This is a genomic window from Symplocastrum torsivum (assembly GCF_059505465.1).
This window is the reverse complement of record NZ_JCACKQ010000014.1, coordinates 1-20,699: the sequence shown is the minus strand read 5'-3', so window position 1 is coordinate 20,699 and position 20,699 is coordinate 1. Positions and strand designations below refer to the sequence as shown.

At 46.2% G+C, this 20,699-nt stretch carries 20 protein-coding genes; 11 read left to right on the top strand and 9 right to left on the bottom strand.

The annotated features are described in order from the left end of the window. Positions 1-4: 4 nt before the first annotated feature. The 3 genes from AC5JL3_RS04790 to AC5JL3_RS04780 all read right to left on the bottom strand — a co-directional run bounded on the left by AC5JL3_RS04790 (position 5) and on the right by AC5JL3_RS04780 (position 2,496). Complete coding sequence (locus tag AC5JL3_RS04790; RefSeq protein WP_496073388.1) at positions 5-457, bottom strand: hypothetical protein; 453 nt, start codon at positions 455-457, stop codon at positions 5-7. Between the two features lie 166 nt (positions 458-623). Further along, positions 624-1,331, bottom strand: a complete 708-nt coding sequence (locus tag AC5JL3_RS04785) for an SRPBCC family protein (protein ID WP_496073387.1) — start codon at positions 1,329-1,331, stop codon at positions 624-626. Between the two features lie 289 nt (positions 1,332-1,620). Further along, positions 1,621-2,496 carry an SDR family NAD(P)-dependent oxidoreductase gene (locus AC5JL3_RS04780; RefSeq protein WP_496073386.1) on the bottom strand — a complete coding sequence of 292 codons (876 nt, stop codon included), beginning with the start codon at positions 2,494-2,496 and terminating at the stop codon, positions 1,621-1,623. 291 nt (positions 2,497-2,787) lie between these two features. Here AC5JL3_RS04780 and AC5JL3_RS04775 point away from each other — a divergent pair, with 291 nt between their 5' ends. Next, a complete protein-coding gene (locus AC5JL3_RS04775; RefSeq protein WP_192219499.1) occupies positions 2,788-3,270 on the top strand; it encodes an orange carotenoid protein N-terminal domain-containing protein in 483 nt (160 codons plus the stop codon). A gap of 327 nt (positions 3,271-3,597) precedes the next feature. Here the strand turns inward: AC5JL3_RS04775 and AC5JL3_RS04770 are convergent, their stop codons facing one another. Next, complete coding sequence (locus AC5JL3_RS04770; RefSeq protein ID WP_496073385.1) at positions 3,598-5,733, bottom strand: protein kinase domain-containing protein; 2,136 nt, start codon at positions 5,731-5,733, stop codon at positions 3,598-3,600. Positions 5,734-6,021: 288 nt separating this feature from the next. Between AC5JL3_RS04770 and AC5JL3_RS04765 the strand changes: the two genes are divergently transcribed. Together AC5JL3_RS04765 and AC5JL3_RS04760 are read left to right on the top strand one after the other, a co-directional pair. Next, positions 6,022-6,567, top strand: a complete 546-nt coding sequence (locus AC5JL3_RS04765; protein WP_496073384.1) for an FHA domain-containing protein — start codon at positions 6,022-6,024, stop codon at positions 6,565-6,567. Positions 6,568-6,750: 183 nt separating this feature from the next. Next, a complete protein-coding gene (locus AC5JL3_RS04760; protein WP_496073383.1) occupies positions 6,751-8,829 on the top strand; it encodes a mechanosensitive ion channel domain-containing protein in 2,079 nt (692 codons plus the stop codon). A gap of 154 nt (positions 8,830-8,983) precedes the next feature. Here the strand turns inward: AC5JL3_RS04760 and AC5JL3_RS04755 are convergent, their stop codons facing one another. Then, on the bottom strand, positions 8,984-9,187 hold the full coding sequence (locus AC5JL3_RS04755; protein WP_192219505.1) for a hypothetical protein: 204 nt from the start codon (positions 9,185-9,187) through the stop codon (positions 8,984-8,986). Positions 9,188-9,352: 165 nt separating this feature from the next. On the opposite strand from AC5JL3_RS04755, the gene AC5JL3_RS04750 reads away from it, so the two are divergent. Both AC5JL3_RS04750 and AC5JL3_RS04745 read left to right on the top strand, forming a co-directional pair. Continuing rightward, on the top strand, positions 9,353-9,571 hold the full coding sequence (locus AC5JL3_RS04750; protein WP_496073382.1) for a helix-turn-helix domain-containing protein: 219 nt from the start codon (positions 9,353-9,355) through the stop codon (positions 9,569-9,571). A gap of 101 nt (positions 9,572-9,672) precedes the next feature. Continuing rightward, positions 9,673-10,611 (top strand): ADP-ribosylglycohydrolase family protein, encoded by a 939-nt coding sequence (locus AC5JL3_RS04745; protein ID WP_496073381.1) that lies wholly within the window; start codon positions 9,673-9,675, stop codon positions 10,609-10,611. Here the strand turns inward: AC5JL3_RS04745 and aroB are convergent. Continuing rightward, the gene (gene aroB / locus AC5JL3_RS04740) at positions 10,606-11,706 is read right to left on the bottom strand and encodes a 3-dehydroquinate synthase (protein ID WP_496073380.1); all 1,101 of its coding nucleotides are present in this window, start codon (positions 11,704-11,706) and stop codon (positions 10,606-10,608) included. The two genes, AC5JL3_RS04745 and aroB, sit on opposite strands and share 6 nt — an antisense overlap. 90 nt (positions 11,707-11,796) lie before the next feature. On the opposite strand from aroB, the gene petL reads away from it, so the two are divergent. Next, a complete protein-coding gene (gene petL, locus AC5JL3_RS04735) occupies positions 11,797-11,892 on the top strand; it encodes a cytochrome b6-f complex subunit PetL (protein ID WP_496073379.1) in 96 nt (31 codons plus the stop codon). Positions 11,893-11,965: 73 nt separating this feature from the next. Here the strand turns inward: petL and AC5JL3_RS04730 are convergent, their stop codons facing one another. From AC5JL3_RS04730 to AC5JL3_RS04720, 3 genes are all read right to left on the bottom strand, one after another. Further along, positions 11,966-12,469 carry a hypothetical protein gene (locus AC5JL3_RS04730; protein WP_496073378.1) on the bottom strand — a complete coding sequence of 168 codons (504 nt, stop codon included), beginning with the start codon at positions 12,467-12,469 and terminating at the stop codon, positions 11,966-11,968. Positions 12,470-13,115: 646 nt separating this feature from the next. Next, positions 13,116-13,469 carry a hypothetical protein gene (locus tag AC5JL3_RS04725; RefSeq protein ID WP_496073377.1) on the bottom strand — a complete coding sequence of 118 codons (354 nt, stop codon included), beginning with the start codon at positions 13,467-13,469 and terminating at the stop codon, positions 13,116-13,118. A 400-nt stretch (positions 13,470-13,869) separates the two neighbouring features. Continuing rightward, positions 13,870-14,787: a histone deacetylase family protein gene (locus tag AC5JL3_RS04720; protein WP_496073376.1), complete on the bottom strand. Its 918-nt coding sequence runs from the start codon at positions 14,785-14,787 to the stop codon at positions 13,870-13,872. A gap of 206 nt (positions 14,788-14,993) precedes the next feature. On the opposite strand from AC5JL3_RS04720, the gene msrP reads away from it, so the two are divergent. From msrP to AC5JL3_RS04695, 5 genes are all read left to right on the top strand, one after another. After that, a complete protein-coding gene (gene msrP, locus AC5JL3_RS04715; protein ID WP_496073375.1) occupies positions 14,994-15,980 on the top strand; it encodes a protein-methionine-sulfoxide reductase catalytic subunit MsrP in 987 nt (328 codons plus the stop codon). 327 nt (positions 15,981-16,307) lie between these two features. Further along, entirely contained in the window at positions 16,308-17,051 is a 744-nt protein-coding gene (locus tag AC5JL3_RS04710; protein WP_496073374.1) for a metallophosphoesterase family protein, read from the top strand. A gap of 159 nt (positions 17,052-17,210) precedes the next feature. After that, the gene (locus tag AC5JL3_RS04705; protein WP_496073373.1) at positions 17,211-17,450 is read left to right on the top strand and encodes a GNAT family N-acetyltransferase; all 240 of its coding nucleotides are present in this window, start codon (positions 17,211-17,213) and stop codon (positions 17,448-17,450) included. Between the two features lie 488 nt (positions 17,451-17,938). After that, complete coding sequence (locus AC5JL3_RS04700) at positions 17,939-19,729, top strand: ABC transporter ATP-binding protein (RefSeq protein WP_496073372.1); 1,791 nt, start codon at positions 17,939-17,941, stop codon at positions 19,727-19,729. A 218-nt stretch (positions 19,730-19,947) separates the two neighbouring features. After that, positions 19,948-20,577, top strand: a complete 630-nt coding sequence (locus tag AC5JL3_RS04695; protein WP_496073371.1) for a PEP-CTERM sorting domain-containing protein — start codon at positions 19,948-19,950, stop codon at positions 20,575-20,577. Positions 20,578-20,699: the final 122 nt, after the last annotated feature.

Below are 20,699 nucleotides of genomic sequence, written 5' to 3'. Positions count from 1 at the left end.
TTCGTTATCTTCCTGGAACTGCATCCTCAACTGTGTCTTGAACATCATTCAAAAACTCTTTCGTTCCTGGGTAAATCGGTTGGTCAAGATTCAGCTTTTCTTTGATATTTTCAGCAACCCCTTCAAGTGTTCCCTTCGCATTCTTGGCAGGCTTAGTCAGAGTTTCTCCAATTTCTTTAGTGGTTTCTGAAGGCGCTTGGGGTTGCTTATTCTGCTTGAAGAGTTCATTAGCACTATTTTGAAAATTCTCTTTTCCCCTATCCTGCTCAGCCTGGAAGGGACTACTATCACTGGCTACTTGATACTGAGTCGCTTCCGGAGTCAAGGGGTCAGCTTGTGCTTGGAATGAATTGCCGTAGCCAAGAGCTGCACTAGCTAAAAAGGCTACTCCTACTAAGGAAAGCGTTAAAACTACACGAACTAAAACGTTTTGTAACCAGGAAATTACTTGATTCATTGTTAAAAACTCCAATTCTGTTTCTAAGGTTTCAGCACAACTTTGGTACAGTTGTCTTTTTTGTGTTTAAACATCTCGTACCCCTGCCTCGCTTCTTCTAGCGGTAAGCGATAGGTAACGACAGCAGACAGCTTTCATTGAATCGTTCTCCTAGATGCCACTACAGCTATTTGCGTCCAGAGGGTTGACCTTCTGTTGTGGCAATCTCTCCAGCTTCCATCAGCATCTTGAAGCGACGCAAGTCATCACCAATCTGTTGTTTGGGTTCTTCTCCAAAGAGTTTTGCGAGTGTAGCGGTAACTGCCCCACCTGGGGGATTATATTCAATTACAACTTTGACTTCACTCCCACGTCCTCCTGGAGCGGGTTGAAAGCGGACAAAACCAGAGTTGTCTATATCTGCCCCTTCGACTGAAGCCCAAGCAATCAAGCGGTTCTCTTGCTCGTTGATGATTTCTGCATCCCATTCAACGCTTCCACCCATAGGTGCTGTTGCAATCCAATGCGATCGCGTTTCATTAATGACGCTCACCTGCTTGAGATGCTTCATAAAATGTGGCAGATTCTCAAAGTTGCGCCAGAAGCGATAAAGCTCCTCAGGTGACTTATTGCTAATCGTCACAGACTTTTCTACCCTGATGCTGTCGTTCATACCGAGTGTGTCCTGAATGCCAGTTTTTGCAGTTGCGCCACGATAAAGTAGTCCTCCACCTGCCAAGGCAGTTAGTGCCCCTCTCAAAGAGCCTTGTCTAAGCCCTAAAAGCACAAGTGCGCCACCACTGATGAGTGTTCCCCAGCGTTCAGTATCACTGACGTTGCTCGTTTCACTCGGTTTGTTCGGCTCACTGGGAACGATATCTTGTCCTGATGTCATTTCCTTTTTTCCTCAAGTAGTTCTAGGTGCCTCATTTAGCTGTTAAGAGATGAGCATTTATTTAAGGGATTAAAACCAAAAGGTAGATTTCTCGCTGCTTATCCTGTGGAATTTCACCAACCCTTGGCTAAAATTCCATCACGGATTTGCCCTTATGAGCAGTCTTTTTCCTAGGACAGCGCGACAGAAATAACCCACCAGTTCAAAAAGGTTACTGTAAAAGCTTTCTTCCCTTCTGCCTTCTGCCTTCTGCCAGCCTGGTCTAGTCTTCAGCCCCTAGCTCTATTCACTAGCTAACTGTTTGGGTTTCTTTGTTCTTTAGCCCCTCTTTCGAGTGATCTAATCGCAGTTCACCCTGCGGTGGTTGGCGTAGTGATTTTGGTGTTTGTTGACCAACAGCACCTTTAGCAACTGTGACACCTCCATCTGCTAGCCATAGCGCCCCGGTAACGTAGCTGGCTTCGTCAGAGGCTAAGAAAGCACAGACATTTGCCATTTCCTCTGGTGTGCCGCGTCGTGCCATAGGAGTCGCCATGACTAGCATTTCCTCCATCTCGGCATCCATTGGCCCCGTTTCCTTATGAGTCCAGGCAGTATCAATAGCACCTGGGCAGAAACAGTTTGCCCGGACACCATACTTTGCTTGCTCAACAGCTACACCCTTTATAAATGAATGTATCCACCCCTTCGTCCCACTGTAGGGGGAGTTTTGCGCTACGCCGTTGAAACCTGCTTCTGAACCAGCCGCGACGATATTACCCTGTGTTTTTTGGAGATGGGGCAGGGCGTATTTGGTCATCAGGAAGGCGGAACGGATGTTCATCCTGATGGTTTGGTCAAAAGCATCTATGGGGTAATCCTGCGTTTCAGCCGTTACTAGGAAAACACCTGCGTTATTTACTAGAACATCTAAACGCCCGTATTGGTCGATCGCAGTTTGAACGCAAGCTTGGGCGTGAGACTCTTCTGAGATATCTCCGCCATAAGCGATCGCTTCGCAACCATATTCGTTGAGTGCCTCTACCACGTCCTGAATTGGGTCATCCGGCAACCCGTTAACAACGACTTTTGCCCCTTCTTTGGCAAACTTATGAGCGATCGCTTCACCGATGCCAGTACCAGCACCCGTAACAATTGCAACCTTTCCTTCCAAGCGTCTATCCACTCTCGAAACCTCTTAAAACCAACAAATGCTCCTTCCTTAACTCTTCCGTAATTGCTTTTATCTGCCTCTATCTTCAGTAAGGGTTTAACTCCATTCACATTTCGTAATGTCTATGCCTTCTTGTAGGGGTACGAGATTAATATTTCGTTCACTATGGACAGTGGTTCGGGATCATAGAAAAAACAGTGAAATAACTGGATGAATCATGCTTGTTTAATGCATGAGCAAGTTAAAAAAAATTTTCTGAGCCACTGAACATCTATAACTTTTAATCAATCGGAGGATACATCTATGGCAATTGCCAATATCACAGATGACACGACTCAAGCTTTAGAAGCCTTCCGTCGCTTAAATGTCGATGACCAACTCGCCTTTCTTTGGTTTGTCTATACCAAGATGGGCGATTCAATTACACCTGCTGCTCCCGGAAGGGCTGCGGAAGAGGTTGCAGAGGGTTTGTTTAATCAAGTCAAGGAACTGTCTCACGAAGAACAACTGCAAGTGCAACGTGATTTGCTGACCAATGCAGATACGCTCTATTCCCGTGAGTATGGTTCTTTCAGCGCTAACACCAAGCTCCTATTTTGGTACCGACTCGCTCAAGGGATGGAAAGCGCAACGATTGTACCAATGCCTCCTAATTATGAATTGCAGGGTGAGGCTAAGGAGTTGCTAGGCGCTATAGAGGGAGCCGACTTTGAGCAGCAAATCACCTTCCTACGAGACAGCGTAGCGCCAACAGGTGCTGAGCCTAAGCCAGGTGCCGAAATCTAAAATTTTGTAAGTCTGACAACTAGTGCAAGAAGGCTCTTATGCAGAAGCAAGATTTCTTGTAGAGTAAGCCAATGTCCAACTGGATAGTTATTTCCTCTGCACTGCACTAGAGATACATTCTTGAAATAAGAATTTTTCTGGAGCAGACGAGGTCTATCCTTAGCTCCTGAAGAGCAAGAAACGAAAAATACCTTCAGATGAGAGCTGCTGTGCATCTAAGCTGCACAATCTACATTTAGCGGCACTCTGAAGGTATTTTTATTATTAGCATCAGATAAATTGTGATAAGAACCTTCTCAGTTAAAGCTGATAGCTGACTGCCTAACCTCAAAGTCGCCCTCGTCTTATTTTTGCCTTCATAAACAGGTTAACGGCGTACTCATCATTCGGCTCAATTTGGAGTGCCTTTTGGAGGGAAGAAATTGCCTCATCAACACGTCCAAGTTCCAAGAGGGCTGCACCGCGATCGCGCCAAGCGGCTGCTAAATTTGGCTTAAGTGCAGTAGCCTGCTCATAAGCTGCGATCGCTTCTTCGGGACGGTTCAGTAGCAGAAGTGCGCCTCCCTGATTACTCCAGGCTTCAGCAAAATCTGGCTTGAGTGTTGTGGCTTGTTGGTAGAGTGCGAGTGCTTCCTGGTGTTGCTTCTGTTGATCGAGGGCAAACCCTTTACTCCAAAGGGCTTCTGGATAATTTGGATTGAGAGCAAGGGCTTGGTCACAAGCGGCGATCGCTTTTGCATACTGCTGCTGTATGTTCAGGTTGTAGCAACTGTTCCAATAGGTTTGTGCATCCTCCTGCTGTGGCTCTGAACGAGGAGGGACGGGAGTAGCAGGTGCCTGTGCTGGAGAGGCTGTAGGCTTGGCAGTAGGCTGCACGAGGGAGGGCGTAGGCTTAGTAGTAGGCTGTGTTGGTGATGGGGTCGGTTTTGCCGTAGTTGAACGGCTAGGAGAAGATGAAGTCGGCTTGTCGGTAGAATTGGGTGTTGGGCTTTCAGCCGCTGAATTGTCAGGAGAAGGCGATGTCGAATTGTCGTCACTACTCGTTGGGCTTTCAGTTGCAGAGTCGCCAGGGGAACGTAGGAGGGGCTTCTGTGCAGAGCGATTCTCAGGATTAGTTCTCAACTCCCCAAGCCTGCTTGCGATCGCGTCAGCAATTTGATTAGTAAATTCAGGAGATAAGAGCGTTTTTGCCAGTAGAGCGATTGCACCTACAGCAACTAAAACACCAAGAATTGGCAAAAGCTTAATAGAACGTCTATGGGCGACACTCGGTGTAGTAACTGTTGGAGTAGAACTTCCCGAGGAGTTCAGATGCTGAGATTGCTGTCGGGAATTCGTTGAGCCTATCCCTTGACCAGTTGGTTGAGGCTGAACGGATGGTTCTGTCGGCACCCAAATATTTGTTGGGGTTGAATCTCCACTAGTCCCCGTCGCTTCGCTAGTCGGTTGAGGCTGAACGGATGCTTCTTTATAAACCCAAATATTTGTTGGGGTTGAATCTCCACTAGTCCCCGTCGCTTCGCCAGTCGGTTGTAGTGGTAGGGGTAATCCTGATGTGGCTTCAGGCCACTCTTGAGTAGGAGGCTCAGCGTTTGTTGGTGTTGCTGATAAGTTCCGCAGAGCTTCCAGTGCTTCGGCTGCTGTCGGGTAGCGAACACGGAAGTCATAGCGCACCATCTGGTCAATAAATGCTGCCAGTTCTGGACTGACTTGTTCGGCATGGTTACGCCACTCGATTTCACCAGTCTGTGGGTTTTCCTGCAAACGCCTAGGATGAATTCCTGTCAACGCCTGGATGCCAATAATCCCAACCGCGTAAACGTCACTACTAAAGCGGGGATTTCCACCCAACTGTTCCTTCGGTGTGTAGCCTTGAGTACCAATGGAGATTGTCTTCGTCTGCCCTGACTGAGGACTGACAACTTGCGTGCTGGCTTGCTTTACTGCACCAAAGTCAATTAGGACAATTCTGCGATCGTGTTTGCGGCGAATCAGGTTAGAAGGTTTGATATCGCGGTGAATGACATGCTGTTGATGGACAAAAGCTAAAACCTGTAGCAGGTCTTGCAACAAGGCAATTACCCGCTCCTCCTGCCAAAGCCTTCCTCCCACAAACTCCTGAGTCAGTGGCTCCCCTTCGATTAACTCCTGAGCAAGATAAAACTCTTGATTATCCTCAAAGTGAGCGAGTAACCGAGGGATTTGGTCGTGGTTACCCAGTTGATAAAGAACTTGAGCTTCGATGTCAAATAGACGTCTTGCTGTTTGCAGTCCTGCCGCATCACTGACTTGAGGCTTGAGCTGTTTAACCACGCAAGGGGGATGACCTGGCAAGTGTAAGTCTTCTGCCAGAAACGTTTGACCAAAACCACCAGCCCCTAGTTCGCTGACAATCTTGTAACGTCCGCCTAGGGGCTTGTCTGGGTCGGTTGTTTGAAACAGACGTAAGAGGTTCAATCCCATGCTTTGCCCCTGAGAGAGAGAGCAGTTGCTATTATATCCACCTGCTTTCTCAAGTGTTTTCGACTATATTACTTTATGATCCCCTGACGATGGCGGAACACCTGTAGCTGGTCAACAACTACCTTAAGGGAGTACCCAGCCTCGCTGGTGAATCGACGTTAGACTAACCGTTAAGGTTCCCGTTTTTAGCCAAATTTTCAGAAAATTCTAGCGAAACCGGATGTTCCTGACTGCCCTGAGTTTCTACTGGTAAATAACGCTGGAAGACATTCTATATCTGCTGAGCTTATGTACGTTCAATTGACGTGGGAAGACCCAGTAACAGGTGAGTTACAGCGACCGCTTTTGGCTCCCCCCATCGCGCTTGGTCGAGACCTCCAGCAAATGCCGGAGCAGTTGGGAGAAAAGACTGTCTCTCGTCTAGAGTTAGCAGATAGTCAAATTTCCCGATTTCATGCTCTGATTACAGTGGCAAATTCTCAGCTATATGTCACTGACCAGAGTACCAATGGAACATTTCTGAACGGGCGACCGATTCGTCCAGGCATACAGCCCCTTTCTAGCAAGGATACGCTGCGTATTGGTCCCTACAAAATTACGGCAACCTTAGTACGGGAAAATGACATTGACGCTACGGAGCAAAACCGTGAGCAGACGAATATCCCCCAGCTTTCTCACTCTCTCCATAAGAATGTTTTGGTTGTTTGGTTAATCGGTGGGCTTGTACTACTGTTTATGGCGGTTGGTGCTTGGGTATTGGTTAGTACACTGCTAGAAAATTCTCGTCCTCGTGTACCAACAACGACAACACCAACAAGTCGTTTACCGTCTTGAGTGTATGGGTTTGCGATCGCTATCAAACTCGGCGTAATTTAGAGCATCCTAACATTGTCAAAGTTCTAAGCCTTGAAACCTTTAGATTCCAGTTCACTAAGTATTAATCTCTTTCTTCCTCGGCTATCCTTGCCTGTTTTCCTGGATATGCGATCTCTTAATCCCTTTTCTATGTCTTAACCAATGCCTTCCTCCAAGCAAACGTCTTTCACAGCCTCTAGTGGTGTTCTCAATTTAGCGGCTCGATGGTTCTGGCGTAGAAGTTGGAAAACGATTGAGCGCTTAGCATTAGTAACAAAGCGATGCTGGATGTTGATACTGCTTGGGACGCTGACGCTGCTTTTGACTTTAAGCTTTCCCAGCTTGGCGCAAACCTCTAGCAGTGCAGCAGAAGCCCCTGTGGTGCTGGATGGTCGGGTGTTGTTTCAGGTAAGAAATGCTGGTAACTTCTCTGCTGCTGAGCGGGCGGGGATTATTAACAACAATCTTGAACAAGAGGTGCGCTCTCGTGAACCCCTGAAGATTGAAGTTGTTCAGGAGAATCAGAGGAGCATCATTCGCTCATCGACAAGTAGTAACGGAGTGCCGCCGCAGGAAGGTCGAGATTTAGTTACCGTCACTGAGGGCGATGTCATTCCTGGTACTAGCCTCGCTCGTCAAGCGAACATCTGGCGAAACGTGATTGAAGATGCTTTGCAGCAGGGACGATTGGAGCGAACCCTCGCCTATTACCGTCTAGCACTGCTTTACAGTTTGGGTGGGCTACTAGGAGCGATCGCGTTTCACTTCATATTAGGATTTTTATGGCGATTGCTAGCTCGCCGCCTGACGCGCTGGCTCGGTAACCCCGCTTCTCCTCTCCATCCCTGGGAACCGTCAGCAAAATTATTTCTACAACTAGCGCTTTTAGGCTTGCAAGCAGGTATGTGGATAGCGGTTGGCTTCTACATTACCGATATCTTTCCCAAAACTCGGATCTGGCGCTATAAGCTATTCAACTTCCTCACGTCCCCAATTGTCAGTTTAGGTGAGAGCAACTATTCTGCACTCCAACTTTTGCTTCTACTGGCTTTTACCGTTGGCTTGTGGTTCGCCGTCAGTGGAATTACCCGACTATTCCGGTTCTACATCCTGAGCCGAACTGGGGCGGAACTGCGGGTGCAGGAAGTGGTTGCTGTTCTAACACAGTACATCCTCACGTTCCTGGGGCTAATTGTGCTGCTACAAATTTGGGGGCTAGATGTCCGTTCCCTCGCGATTCTTGCCAGTGTTCTCGGTGTGGGGATTGGCTTCGGTGTACAAAATATTACCAACAACCTGATCAGTGGCTTAATTATCACCCTGGAGCGACCGATTCAGCTAGGGGATTTTGTGAATGTTGGTCAGTTGATGGGAACTGTGGAGCGGATTGGGGCACGTAGCACTCAGATTCGTACTCTTGACCAGGTGACAATTATTGTTCCCAACTCCCGCTTTTTGGAGACTGAGGTCATCAACTGGAGCCACGGCGACCCAGTTTCCCGCCTACGGCTTCCGGTGGGAGTGGCTTACGGTTCCAATGTTGAGCAGGTACAAGCCGCATTACTAGAAGCAGCAAGGAGTCACCCAGAGGTATTAGTCAGACCTCAACCTCAGGTTTGGTTCCAAGGATTTGGTGATAGCGCTATCAACTTTGACCTCTTAGTCTGGACTGGTGAACCTAAGACACAAGCTCGTGTCAAGAGTGACCTCTACTACCGCATTGAGGCAAGTTTGCGCCGTTATGGAATTGAAGTACCGTTTCCCCAGCGTGACATAAATGTGCGATCGCCTCAACTAGACGAGTTCCTCGCAGCCTGGTTGCGGCAAAATGCACCGACAACTCCACAACAACAGCTTTTCTCTCCCAATGGCGGCAAACTCAACCATCACCCACAAAATCCATCTGTTGTTACATCGGTAGGACAACTATCTGAGCCGTCTTCGGATGCTCAAACTAGGGAAAAACTGGCAGCCGTGGACATTGAGGCATTGGTAGTAGCGATGCGGGAACCGGGGGGAGTGGAGATTAAAGACCGTAGCGAACGCTTAAATCTCTATCCCGTCTGCTTCATTGGCTCAGAGGCAGTTGACTGGTTAATGCAGAAACAAAGTTGTACACGGGAAGAAGCAATCCAACTGGGGCAACTCCTAATTGAGCAGGGAATCATCCATCATGTCTATGATGAACATCCTTTTCGTGATGGATATGTCTTCTATCGTTTTTATACCGATGAAGAGTAATTGATTTCCTAGCTCCTTAGAGGCTACCGAATCCGGATTAGCTACCCCCTTTTTCAGCAACCAATAAAGCTTTGTAGAGGCGTTCCGCCGGAACGTCTCTACGACTAGAACCCAAAAAGGGGCTAGAGAATCGGATTTGGTATCAAGCGTCCTTCTATTTACTGAACAACGGCTCACCGTCAACTTCCGGCTGACAATCAAAGACTACTTCAAAGGAGGCATTAGGCATCTGTTGGCGCAAAAACTGCAAGTGACCATCAGCATCTGAGCGACTGCGGAACCGACTAACGACAGTCCGTTGCATGTTGGGAAGAAGACGTGCAATTACCCAAGGACTGATACGTTCTTTGTAGGTCATAAAGTTGTTTAAGTTTAGAAAAATTCTGATGAGACACTGAGGAACAGGGAGACTTTAGGGTGACTACCTTGTTGTATTTGTTAAAAGACTAAATTACTCGACTAATCTAATCGTTTATTCTAATATACCATACCATGTCAACTAAAAAATCAAGTCAATAGCCACATGGAGAATGATTCTCCCTTAAGAAGACTGCGTGAACAAGCAGATTTAACTCAGGAACAGTTGTCAGTAAGGTTAGCCGTTTCCACATCTACACTAAGACGTTGGGAAAATGGAGGTGTTGAACCTGCAATGACCCGTGAACAGTGGGAAATATTTTGTGATGCAGTTGGTGTTCCCTTCGAGAATCTACCGAAAAAGCTAAATCTGCGATCGCAATAATCTTACTGAAGAAAGGAGCGATGCATCTTGTGGTGCTGCTAACGCGATCGCTTCAAACCTTCTGCCAAAATTAAGCTATCAGCGATAAGAGTCATTTCAAAATGGAGCCAATTGAGCGTTACCGTGGCAGCCTTTTAGGCTTGGCAGTGGGAGATGCGGTGGGAACCACACTAGAGTTCAAGCCACCCGGTTCATTTACACCCATTGAGGATATGGTTGGCGGTGGTCCGTTCCAGCTACAGTCAGGGCAATGGACAGATGATACTTCAATGGCTCTGTGCTTAGCTGAGAGTTTAATCGAGCAACAGGGTTTTAATCCCGTTCATCAATTACAGAAATATCTGCAATGGTATCGGGAAGGCTACCTGAGCAGCACAGGTCGATGTTTCGACATTGGCAACACCACGATAGATGGACTGAGACAGTTTGAGAAGACACAGGAACCGTATTGTGGTTCCACTGACCCCCGAAGTGCTGGCAATGGCTCGATTATGCGATTAGCTCCAGTACCGTTGTTTTATGCCAAAAGACCTCTAGAAGCGATCGCAAAGTCAGCAGAGAGTTCGCGAACAACTCACCAAGCAACAGTCGCTGTTGAGGGTTGCCGCTATTTGGGGGCGCTCATCGTTGGCGCTGTCAATGGAGTAAGCCGAGAAGAATTGCTTTCAAAACGATATAGTCCTGTTCCTGGCTACTGGGAAAAAAACCCGTTAGTTGAGGAAATTGACGAAATCGCCTTAGGGTCATTCAAACACCGCCAACCCCCAGAGATACAGGGGTCAGGCTACGTGGTTAAATCTCTAGAAGCGGCGTTATGGGCTTTTTATAACAGTCATTCGTTTCGAGAAGGATGTTTGCTTGCCGTTAACTTAGGCGATGATGCAGATACAACAGGCGCTGTTTATGGACAGTTGGCAGGAGCCTTCTATGGGGAAAGCGGAATACCAGAATCCTGGCGTTCTCAGCTAGCTTACCGTCAGCGAATAGAGTCAATGGCTGACCAACTGTTTACCCTAGCTCAATCTTCTGCAAATTTATGACGGCTGCATTTGCTGAAGTACTTGCCGAATCACATCTGCGGGTACTTGGTCAGTTATTGTTACCGCACCAATTTGGGTAGGAAGAACAAATCGCACCTTACCCGCCTCGACTTTCTTATCCGTTTGGAGGCTATCGAGAATTGCTTCAATGTCCAGCTTACTGGGTAACTGAGTGGGTAATCCCGCTTTCTGAATCAAAGCGTCTTGACATTGGGCGTCCTCTGGCTTCCACATCTGGAGTTGCACCGCAATTTGACCCGCCGCAACCATCCCAATTGCAACAGCTTCCCCGTGATTCACTAGCTTATAACCTGTCAAGCTTTCCACCGCATGACCAATTGTGTGACCGTAGTTCAGAATTGCTCTTAACCCTGTTTCTTTTTCATCCTTACTAACAACATCAGCTTTCGCTTGGCAGGAGCAAGAGAGAATAGTCTCCAGCAACTCCTCATTCACATACCGTAGTTGGTCGAGACGCTTTGCCTCTTCCAGCTTGGCAAATAGCTCAGCATCCCAAATAATGCCGTACTTAATTACCTCTGCCATCCCCGCACGAAATTCTCGTGGTGGCAATGTTTTTAAAACGGAGGGGTCAATTAAAACAAATCGTGGTTGATAAAACGCACCAATCAAGTTCTTCCCTTGGGGATGATTAACACCAGTCTTACCACCAACGGAGGAATCAACCATTGCCAAGAGCGAGGTCGGCACCTGTACAACGTTAATCCCCCGCAACCAGGTAGCGGCAGCAAAACCAGCCATATCACCAACCACTCCACCCCCCAAGGCAACCATTGTAGAGGAGCGTTCTAAGCGCTGTTGCAGGGCGATATCATAGATTTTTTGTAGAGTCTTGAGCGTTTTATAGCGCTCACCTGCTGGCAGGATACAGCTTTCCACTTCATATCCCACTAAATTTAACGCCGCGATCGCTTTTTCCCCATATTTTTTGAAAATGACTGGATTAGACACCACTAAAACTTTCTTACCCAGCTTCAGGCGGCTCATCCAAACCCCCAAATCATCCAATCCGCCTGTCACGAAGGCAATATCGTAAGACTGCTCTGGTACATCCACACGAATTACAGACTTCATTACTAAAACCCTTTTCCAACAACCGTGGGCAGTATTCTATCCCACCAGATGTTTCAATAGACTCAGATGAGTTTTTGTGGAGAAACATAAATGTCTGGAGTAATCGCTTACTTCCTAATCCTTGGTGGTGCCACAGGCGTAGCTGCGGCCCTATATTTTGGACTGAGGGCGGTAAAGTTGATCTAAAAACCTGATACGCGCAAGAGAAGGGGGAAAGAGTAATTCTTGACTCCCCCCTTACTCAGTATCCCTTTGTTGGTTAAAGCCTTGAGCGTTGTAAGGCTTGTGGCACACTGTCTGGTTGAAAGTTATGGGCTTGACGTACCATACTGATGGTTTTTGGTAGCACTCCCACTAACTGAGCAAGAATCTCATCAGGTAGTTGCTCAACTATTTGCGGGTCAAAATACTTGTACAGTAAGCACAAGAAGTTCGTTGCCCGCTGCAACGGCACAGAACTTTTCATCGCATGGAGAGTAAAAAGCATCCACCGTTGACGCAACGTATAGGCTTTGTGCCGCTCACTCCGAGATTCAGGATAAACTAACGAGATATTTCCAACTGGAATTACTCGACTACAATTGAGGTCAAAAACACCACCAACAGCAGCACCGGGGCCTGCTAATTCTGCATGGTGTCGATGGCAAATAATAATAGCGTTGCCACGACAACCACTAACCCTAAGCAGTTGACCACTCTGCAATTGAGCCAGGATGTCAGTGGATTGAGTTATTGGTCTACGGGCAAGAGCTTGTTCTGTCATGGAAAATCACATAACCAGGCAGTTATGTTAATTGTTATTTATCTATTTACAAGGGATAGAACTAATATCTGTAAGCCTTTGAGGGATGCACAATGTTTTCTTCCCAAGCAATGCTGAACCAGGATAGGGTTAGTCAGCTATCTAGATTGGAAAACGCGCCCACCTACTATCTCATGAGGTGTTGCAATGCAAATTTGTAACTATCTAGTAGGAGAAAAGCCGAGCATTCCATTAAAGAAGCTCACTATCGTTTTCTCTTTAGTTTTGTATAAGCCTTATTTCATCATAAGTGACGAAAACCAGTTGTTAAAGCATTTATTTAGCTTTGGCGTAAAGAGTTGATGAAAAATCAGTGAAGATAGCCTAATCTGAACCGAGTTAAAGATACTTACTGTTTTCGGTGCTAGTTAAAGAGCGATCGCGTTAATACACAGAGTTAAGAAATATACGGATTAATTTGTAACTTCAGTTAATCCTCAGGCGTTATGTTATCAGAAAAAAACTTATAAGGTCGTATGACTTTGCTGAAGCGATCGCATGGCACCAGATTCAGATCAGCTGAAGCGATCGCATGGCACCAGATTCAGATCATTGGCAACAAGTAAAAAGCGATCGCTCACGTAGTCCTCACTTGCTTAACTATCACTCACGCGATAGTTCTCACTTTCTTCTTCAAGAGCAAGTTACCATCAGCATCCACACTCAAATCCTGACCTGGCACAAATCCCTTAGCCACTAGCTGCTTATAGATTGTGAATGAAGTGATTCGGCGAATTTCCTGCATAATGTCCGCAGGAATCAGATTTTCTACCGCCCAAACAATTGCTTCTGTGTCAAACCAGATGACACGCTCAATACTTATAATCAACACACCAGCTACACATTCAGGCGTTAATTGCGTTCTCAAATGAGCGATAAGGGCTTCCACAATAAGACTGTTTCGAGCCATTATCGCTCTTGCCATCTTGCCAATTTCTTGATCTAAGTCTAAGAGATTCATGCTTGGCTATTGCATTTCCTGTCTAAGGGGTGCTTGCCTATGCCCTCCTGTAGAGACGCATAGTTTTGCCAAGTATACCCAAAGATAGAAAAGAATATCTCCTTAGGCTGATGCTAAACAGCTTTTTGACACAAACTACTACTGATGTGGAGCATCAGTAGCTTGACCTGAGAACGCCGTAAAAGTACGAAATAGCAACCTTTTGCTAGCGTGACTTGTAAGGAAACTGGTAAGTATGGTTGCTATGTGTAGATTTATTAAGGATTCATAAAGACTTTGTAAAGACAAAGGGAACAGACCTACACCAGTGCTTAGTTCAGTGACATAAAACATACATATGTAGGGCACACGGCTGTGCAGCCATTTCCGGAAGTGTGTAGTCAGCCATTAATTTGTATTCTCAAGCCAAACAACTTTCAATCGTCGCTACAACTGACAGAGCAAGTGCTGCGAGATGGTAGCCACCTTCTAGACCAAAAACAATACGACGAGTTAATTGCAAGCAATAGTCAGTAAATAGTCCATAATCTTCCGGCTGTAGCGCAATTCCAGCCAAAGGGTCAGCGGCATTGGCATCATACCCTGCACTGACAATGAGTAAATCTGGCTGAAAATCTTTCAAAAACGGCATGACTTTCTGCTCAAATACGGGTTGATAGTCCGCCAGTGTGCTGCCCGTTGGCATGGGCAAATTCAGTACATTATTGTAGGCACCTTGCTCACTCGATGAACCAGTACCGGGATAGCAAGGAGACTGATGCAGTGAACAATAAGCAATTCGTGCATCACTCTCGACAATCTCTTGTGTGCCGTTCCCGTGATGGACATCCCAATCCAGAATTGCAACTCGTTGGATACCTGGTTTTTCCAGAGCATAGTAAGCTGCGATCGCAGCATTAGAAAATAGGCAAAATCCCATTCCCGTATTACGCTCAGCATGATGTCCTGGTGGACGTGCTAGCACAAAAGCCGGGTTATTAATCGAGAGAACTTCATCAACGCCATCTAACCAAGCACTCACTGCCAGTAGAGCAATGTCGTAACTGTTGGCAGAAATGGGTGTATCCGCATCCAGCATTCCACCCCCTCCTGTCGCAATTTCGCGAACGGTTTCGATGTAGCGCCGAGTATGAACTTGTTCCAGTAGAGGCATCACTGGACGAGTTTCCAAAGGTGTCGGCAACTGCCACTCAATTTTGTCAGCCCAAGGCACAGCTTTTAGAGCCTTAACAACGGCTGTCAGGCGTTCTGACCGTTCAGGGTGAAAGCGACCAGTGTCGTGCTTGAGAAACTCATCTGAGTAAATAACTGGCAACATAGTCACGCGCTATATAGATGGCTATAGAGACAATGGAGGGTGTCTTATACTTTACGATAGCAATCTGACCTTATTCGTGATGGGGAGATGAGGAACTGGGACGATTTGCTGCAAGATTTGAGTTCACTGAAGCTAAGGGCATCACTCTGCTGTTCAAATAATTGATACGGTTAGCTAAGGGCAGCCGTTTGCAAGTTTAGTATCCAATGACAATTATTCGTGTACCCAAATCCTGGGAGATCCCAGAACAAGAAGCAACTCCAGAATCCGTATACTTCAATCGCCGTCGCTTTCTCAAAACCCTGGTTGGCGCTGGTGTAGGAGCAACGATTATGCCTATTGTCGGCTGTAAGCAGGGTGAGCAAGTCAATAGCAAATTAGCCGATAGCCTGGATACTGCTAGTCTAGCGGCTGAACCTAATTCCACTTTCTCTACGGTTGACCGACCGACGACCGATATCATCCTGGCAGGACAATATAACAACTACTACGAATTTGGCAGTGGTAAGTCGATCTGGCAAGCGGCTCAAGCGTTACCCACTGAAGACTGGAAAGTTGAGGTGACGGGTTTAGTAAAAAACCCTCGCACCTACGATTTAGACGATTTGCAGAAAACCTTTCCTATAGAAGAACGTCTTTATCGGTTTCGTTGTGTTGAAGCTTGGTCAATGGTTATTCCCTGGATTGGGTTTCCCATGAAGTCGCTGATTGCAGCCGTTGAGCCAACTGATAACGCTAAATTTGTGAGTTTTACGTCCTACTACGATAAGGAAATTACAGTGGGTCCCTTATGGTCATTGGGCAAAAAGTTGCCTTGGCCTTATACAGAAGGTCTACGCCTTGAGGAAATGGCAAATGACCTCGCGTTTTTTGCGATTGGTAACTACGGGCATATGCTACCAAAGCAGCACGGTGCGCCAATTCGAGCTGTATTGCCGTGGAAGTATGGTTTCAAGGGAGCAAAAGCGATCGCAAAAATTGAGTTTCTCGACACTCAGCCACCAACCTTTTGGAACACGATAGATTCCCACGAGTATGATTTTGAGGCGAATGTTAATCCCAATAAGCCTCATCCTCGCTGGTCACAAGCGAGTGAAAAATTTATTAGCAAAGGACCAGGCTTGAAATGGGAAAAACGCCCAACGCTTCCCTATAACGGTTATGGGGACTATGTAGCGAATCTGTATGTTTAATAGGGTTTGATTGATTCTGCTGTAGTAATGTATAGCGGTTCTCCGTCAAGTGAGGTACATTTTTAGAGCTGAAACTATTACTGAGCAAGGATTGGTTGTACCTCATCAGTCAAGGAAACGCTATATAGCACGCTACTGACGCATGTTAAGGAAAATGAGCTGGGAAGCCCTACAGCGAGGGCAGATAGAACTCCTCCTTAACACCACAGGAGTGAGAATCTTATTATTCTTGCCGAAAATATCCCGACTGATAGAGCTTAAATGAGTAAGTAATAACCTATATCTTTTCTACTATAGGTATTAGGACTTACCTGATTCCATTTCACCATGCGTATTCTTGCCATTGGGGACATACATGGCTGTGCGATCGCATTTGATACGCTCATTGCCGCTGTGAAACCCCAACCAAACGATAAAATCGTCACACTCGGTGACTATGTAGACAAAGGCCCAGATTCAAAAGGTGTTATCAAACGGTTGATCACACTACACGAAAATGGGCAGTTAATTGCTCTACGTGGCAATCATGAAGTGATGATGTTACAAGTACGCAACCACCGTCTGAAAAAGTCACACTGGTTAGAACGTGGTGGTGAGGCTACCCTAGCGTCTTATTCCAAATCTGGCAAAGTCGGTAAATTGTCGGATATACCTGACAATCACTGGGACTTTCTTGAGAATGTCTGCCTAGACTGGTACGAGACAAATACACACTTTTTCGTCCATGCTAACGCTCATGCTAATCTGGCTCTGGCAGAGCAACCCGCTTCTATGCTCTTCTGGAAAAAGTTTCGTCATCCAGATCCCCACGTTTCCGGCAAAACGATGGTGTGTGGACATACAAGCCAAAAAAGTGGTTTACCGATTAATCTTGGTCACGCCATCTGCATTGATACTAGGGTTTATGGGAAAGGTTGGTTAACCTGCTTAGACGTGACAAGTGGTAGAGTCTGGCAAGCTAACCAGTTAGCTCAGCAACGAACAGCTTGGATTGACGATTTCATCCCACAATCAACACATTTTAGCTCTAGATTATTAGCAATGCTTGGCATTAATCCTCTTGATGCTTGAGTTAAAGCCAATTACGCTGATGGCTGATAGCTGAACGCTAACTGCCATAGTTGTGAAACCAACCCTATTAGTGATGGACAGAACTTCTTAGATTTAGAAGTCTTTCAACCTCAAACCACAAGTGCGATCAGATTTTGGACAGAGTTTTCCCAAGAGTGGTTGGCAAACTTTGCTTACTTACGAGAAATTCCTCTAGAAGAACAGGAATCACTCAAAAGCATCTTGCATAATATCGCTTCCGAAAAATGCTTTTCTATATTAATCAAAGACAATCAAGTTGTAGCTTGCGGCTTAGGAGTCTTAGAAAATCAATATGTTGGACTTTTTGAAATTATTACAGCTAAAGATAAGCGAAGAAAAGGATACGGAAAAGAATTGATATTAAATATTTTAAGTTAGGCTAAAAACAAAGGTGCAACAAAAGCCTATCTACAGGTAGTTGCAAGCAATGAAGCCGCTCTGAAGCTTTATGCAGTTTTAGGATTTCAGGAAATTTATCAATATTTCTATAGAATTAAAAGTAATTGACAGAGATGTTATTGGTAATTCAATAGATTATCATTTCTCTTTTGCTGCTATTTCTTCCAAGGGAGTTTCGTACCCATCTCAGTCAGTGCAGAGAAGATGAGATAGAGGGCAAGTACAGCAACACTAACAAGAAAAAGAACAATATCGTTTTCCATTCTTACCAAAGGTAACAGCCAATACAGGTCAATAGTCGCAAAAAACTGGCCTAAAATATGCTTGAAACAATTATGCGGCTTCATGCACCTTCAAAGGAGAGACCTGTTCATTAGCCGATTTTTAGACTTTGACAGACACACCCGACTAAACTATGACTTGATAGCTGCTGTGTACGTTAATCTGTTACCTTACCTCAGACGAATATGACTGGTACTGGCTCCGTTGTTACACCCGAAAAGAAGGTGAGTAAGCAACTCCCGACACTACGACGGTTGTTGCAGTACCTGAAACCCTATCGTAAAGAGCTGCCACTCGCATTTGGTTCAGTGGTACTTGGTGCATCGACTCAAGCGATTGGGCCTTTCTTAATCGGTTGGTCGATTGACAATCTCATTGCTCAAGGCAACCTGCGGGGGTTGCTGCTGATGTTGAGTTTACTGGTGATTGTGTACCTCATTGGTCTCCAAGCGTTCCGGAGTCAGATTTACCGAGTCGGTTGGCTGATGCAGCGTCTGCTTGCCCAACTGCGTCAAGATATTTTTACGAAAATCCAAAGCCTTCCCATCAGCTTCTTTGACCGCAGCGAAGCAGGAGACTTGATGAGTCGCCTACTCAACGATGTGAGTGTGGTGAATCAGGTTTTTGGACAAACGATTTCTCAAGCGTTGGGCAGTCTGTTCAGCTTGGTTGGAATTATCATCGCGATGCTCCTGATGAACCTACGGCTGGGTTTATTGAGTAACTTGGTTGTGCCGTTAATGATTTTCACCACAGGCTTGTTTGCACGTTGGGCAAGAGCAAGATTTCGGGTGACTCGTCAGACGATTGGTGAACTTTCTACCAAGCTAGAAGAAGACATTGGTAGTGTCCGTGAAGCGCAGGCGTTCAATCGGGTGCAACTCAATATAGAAGAGTTCGCGAGTCTAAATGCTGCCAACCGTGATGCCAATGTCCATGCCGTGGCAATCACTGCTGCCTTTTTACCCTCAATCGACTTCCTCAATACCTTGGCAACCGCTGCTGTGTTGGCGTATGGTGGCTATCTCGCTGTTACAGGAGCCGCTACAGTAGGGACGGTGACTGCTTTTTTACTCTATGTGCAGCAGTTTTTCCGACCCATTCAATTTCTCAGCCAGTTTTACACGCAAGCGCAGTCGGCAATGGCTGGAGTGGAACGCATTTTCTTACTATTAGATGAGCCTTCACAACTCAACGATGCACCTGATGCTGGGGAGATGCCCCCACTCCGGGGCGAGGTTTGTTTTGAGGGGGTCACTTTTGGCTATAACCCAGAGCAATTAGTTCTCAAAGGTGTGAATCTCCACGCGCTACCGGGACAGATGATTGCGTTGGTGGGACCAACTGGCGCTGGGAAGAGTACGATTATCAACTTGATTTTGCGCTTCTATGATGTGTCTGGTGGTGCTGTCAAAGTCGATGGTATTGATGTTCGGAGTGTGACACAGGCAAGCCTGCGGCGGCAGATTGGTATTGTTCTGCAAGACAATATTTTATTTAGTGGCACGGTTGCGGAAAATATTGCGTTTGGTTGTCCTCAGGCAACACACGCAGAAATTGAAGCGGCTGCTCAAGTTGCTAATGTTCATGAGTTCATTACGTCTTTACCCCAAGGCTACTCCACCCTTCTAGGTGAGCGAGGGGCTAACCTGAGTCAAGGTCAGCGGCAGTTGATTAGTATTGCTCGTGCTGTCCTTGTAAATCCCCAGATTTTAATTCTGGATGAGGCGACAAGTAGTATTGATACACGCACGGAAGCACTGGTACAAAATGCGATCGCAGGTTTGCTGGAAGGTCGGACTAGCTTTGTCATTGCTCACCGTCTCAGCACCGTTACTCAAGCTGATCAGGTTTTAGTGATCCAGCAAGGTCAAATTGTAGAGCAAGGAACTCACGCGCAGTTAATTGCTCAAAGCGGTGTCTACGCTAATCTCTACGCCCTCCAATTGGGTGCATCTACTCCAGCAACGATCTAAAACTGCTACAACACAGAACCACACTTCAGCTCTGAGATAGATGAAGAGTTGAACAAGATTCCTAAAATAGATAGACACGACAATGTTAATTTAGCTACAATTCTTGGCTTCACAAGCGCTGAATTCAAAGCTGTCTTCTCAGTTCAATTATTTTTAGCGCCGCTGCAACCTGGATGGGTGAAACAATGCATCACTTTTGCCGTAAGAACCGAACTCAAATGCAATCAAAATTGATTCATAGCCTGAGTGTAGCGGCAGCGGCTGCGACACTTGTTGGTCTATGTGTTCCAGCCCAAGCAGCATCCTTAGCAGGGTCTTCTGACCTTAACTCTACAGAAGGTTTTTCCTTTAGCGACAATACTAAAGTCACGTTCACATTCCTGCAATCTCAGGGGGAATATCTCTCTAATTTTGGCGTTTACGATGCCTCAAAGAATTCTCTTCAAACACTAATTTCTGAAGTTCAAGCTAGCGACAACGGTAGCGAGAATGACTGGCAGGGAACTTGTGGGGTATCGGTTGTTTCTTGTGAAGTCAGCTACACGTTTGAGGCGGGGGTAAACTACTTCTTGGGTTTAGCTGCCAATGCTGCCACTACAGTCTTCTCAGGCACACAATACAATAACCAACTGCCGTTTCGTTTTACGAATGACTCTGCTGCTGATTCAACGGTATTGATTGCTATAAATGACTCCTACACAGGCGACTCGGACTATAACGACTTCACGGTTTCCGCTTCAGCTAGCCGCGTTGAGTCTGTCCCTGAACCGGGTACGTTAGGGGCGTTAGCAAGTGTAGGCGCACTTGGGTTGATGGGGATTCGTCGTCGCAAACGTGTGAACACGTAAGTAGTCAAATCGAAACGTAGTTAAGCTGCTTGCTTTAAGTAATAGACCTCTTGCAAAAGTCGAAATCACCCCCCTTAATCCCCCCTTATCAAGCTATGCATTAGTCACATCTTTCTTAATAA

Bases quoted from the DNA above. Each gene is read 5' to 3' on its own strand.
- AC5JL3_RS04790 (WP_496073388.1), bottom strand. From the start codon at position 457: ATGAATCAAGTAATTTCCTGGTTACAAAACGTTTTAGTTCGTGTAGTT.
- AC5JL3_RS04785 (WP_496073387.1), bottom strand. From the start codon at position 1,331: ATGACATCAGGACAAGATATCGTTCCCAGTGAGCCGAACAAACCGAGT.
- AC5JL3_RS04775 (WP_192219499.1), top strand. From the start codon at position 2,788: ATGGCAATTGCCAATATCACAGATGACACGACTCAAGCTTTAGAAGCC.
- AC5JL3_RS04770 (WP_496073385.1), bottom strand. From the start codon at position 5,733: ATGGGATTGAACCTCTTACGTCTGTTTCAAACAACCGACCCAGACAAG.
- AC5JL3_RS04765 (WP_496073384.1), top strand. From the start codon at position 6,022: ATGTACGTTCAATTGACGTGGGAAGACCCAGTAACAGGTGAGTTACAG.
- AC5JL3_RS04760 (WP_496073383.1), top strand. From the start codon at position 6,751: ATGCCTTCCTCCAAGCAAACGTCTTTCACAGCCTCTAGTGGTGTTCTC.
- AC5JL3_RS04755 (WP_192219505.1), bottom strand. From the start codon at position 9,187: ATGACCTACAAAGAACGTATCAGTCCTTGGGTAATTGCACGTCTTCTT.
- AC5JL3_RS04750 (WP_496073382.1), top strand. From the start codon at position 9,353: ATGGAGAATGATTCTCCCTTAAGAAGACTGCGTGAACAAGCAGATTTA.
- AC5JL3_RS04745 (WP_496073381.1), top strand. From the start codon at position 9,673: ATGGAGCCAATTGAGCGTTACCGTGGCAGCCTTTTAGGCTTGGCAGTG.
- aroB (WP_496073380.1), bottom strand. From the start codon at position 11,706: ATGAAGTCTGTAATTCGTGTGGATGTACCAGAGCAGTCTTACGATATT.
- petL (WP_496073379.1), top strand. From the start codon at position 11,797: ATGTCTGGAGTAATCGCTTACTTCCTAATCCTTGGTGGTGCCACAGGC.
- AC5JL3_RS04730 (WP_496073378.1), bottom strand. From the start codon at position 12,469: ATGACAGAACAAGCTCTTGCCCGTAGACCAATAACTCAATCCACTGAC.
- AC5JL3_RS04725 (WP_496073377.1), bottom strand. From the start codon at position 13,469: ATGAATCTCTTAGACTTAGATCAAGAAATTGGCAAGATGGCAAGAGCG.
- AC5JL3_RS04720 (WP_496073376.1), bottom strand. From the start codon at position 14,787: ATGTTGCCAGTTATTTACTCAGATGAGTTTCTCAAGCACGACACTGGT.
- msrP (WP_496073375.1), top strand. From the start codon at position 14,994: ATGACAATTATTCGTGTACCCAAATCCTGGGAGATCCCAGAACAAGAA.
- AC5JL3_RS04710 (WP_496073374.1), top strand. From the start codon at position 16,308: ATGCGTATTCTTGCCATTGGGGACATACATGGCTGTGCGATCGCATTT.
- AC5JL3_RS04700 (WP_496073372.1), top strand. From the start codon at position 17,939: ATGACTGGTACTGGCTCCGTTGTTACACCCGAAAAGAAGGTGAGTAAG.
- AC5JL3_RS04695 (WP_496073371.1), top strand. From the start codon at position 19,948: ATGCAATCAAAATTGATTCATAGCCTGAGTGTAGCGGCAGCGGCTGCG.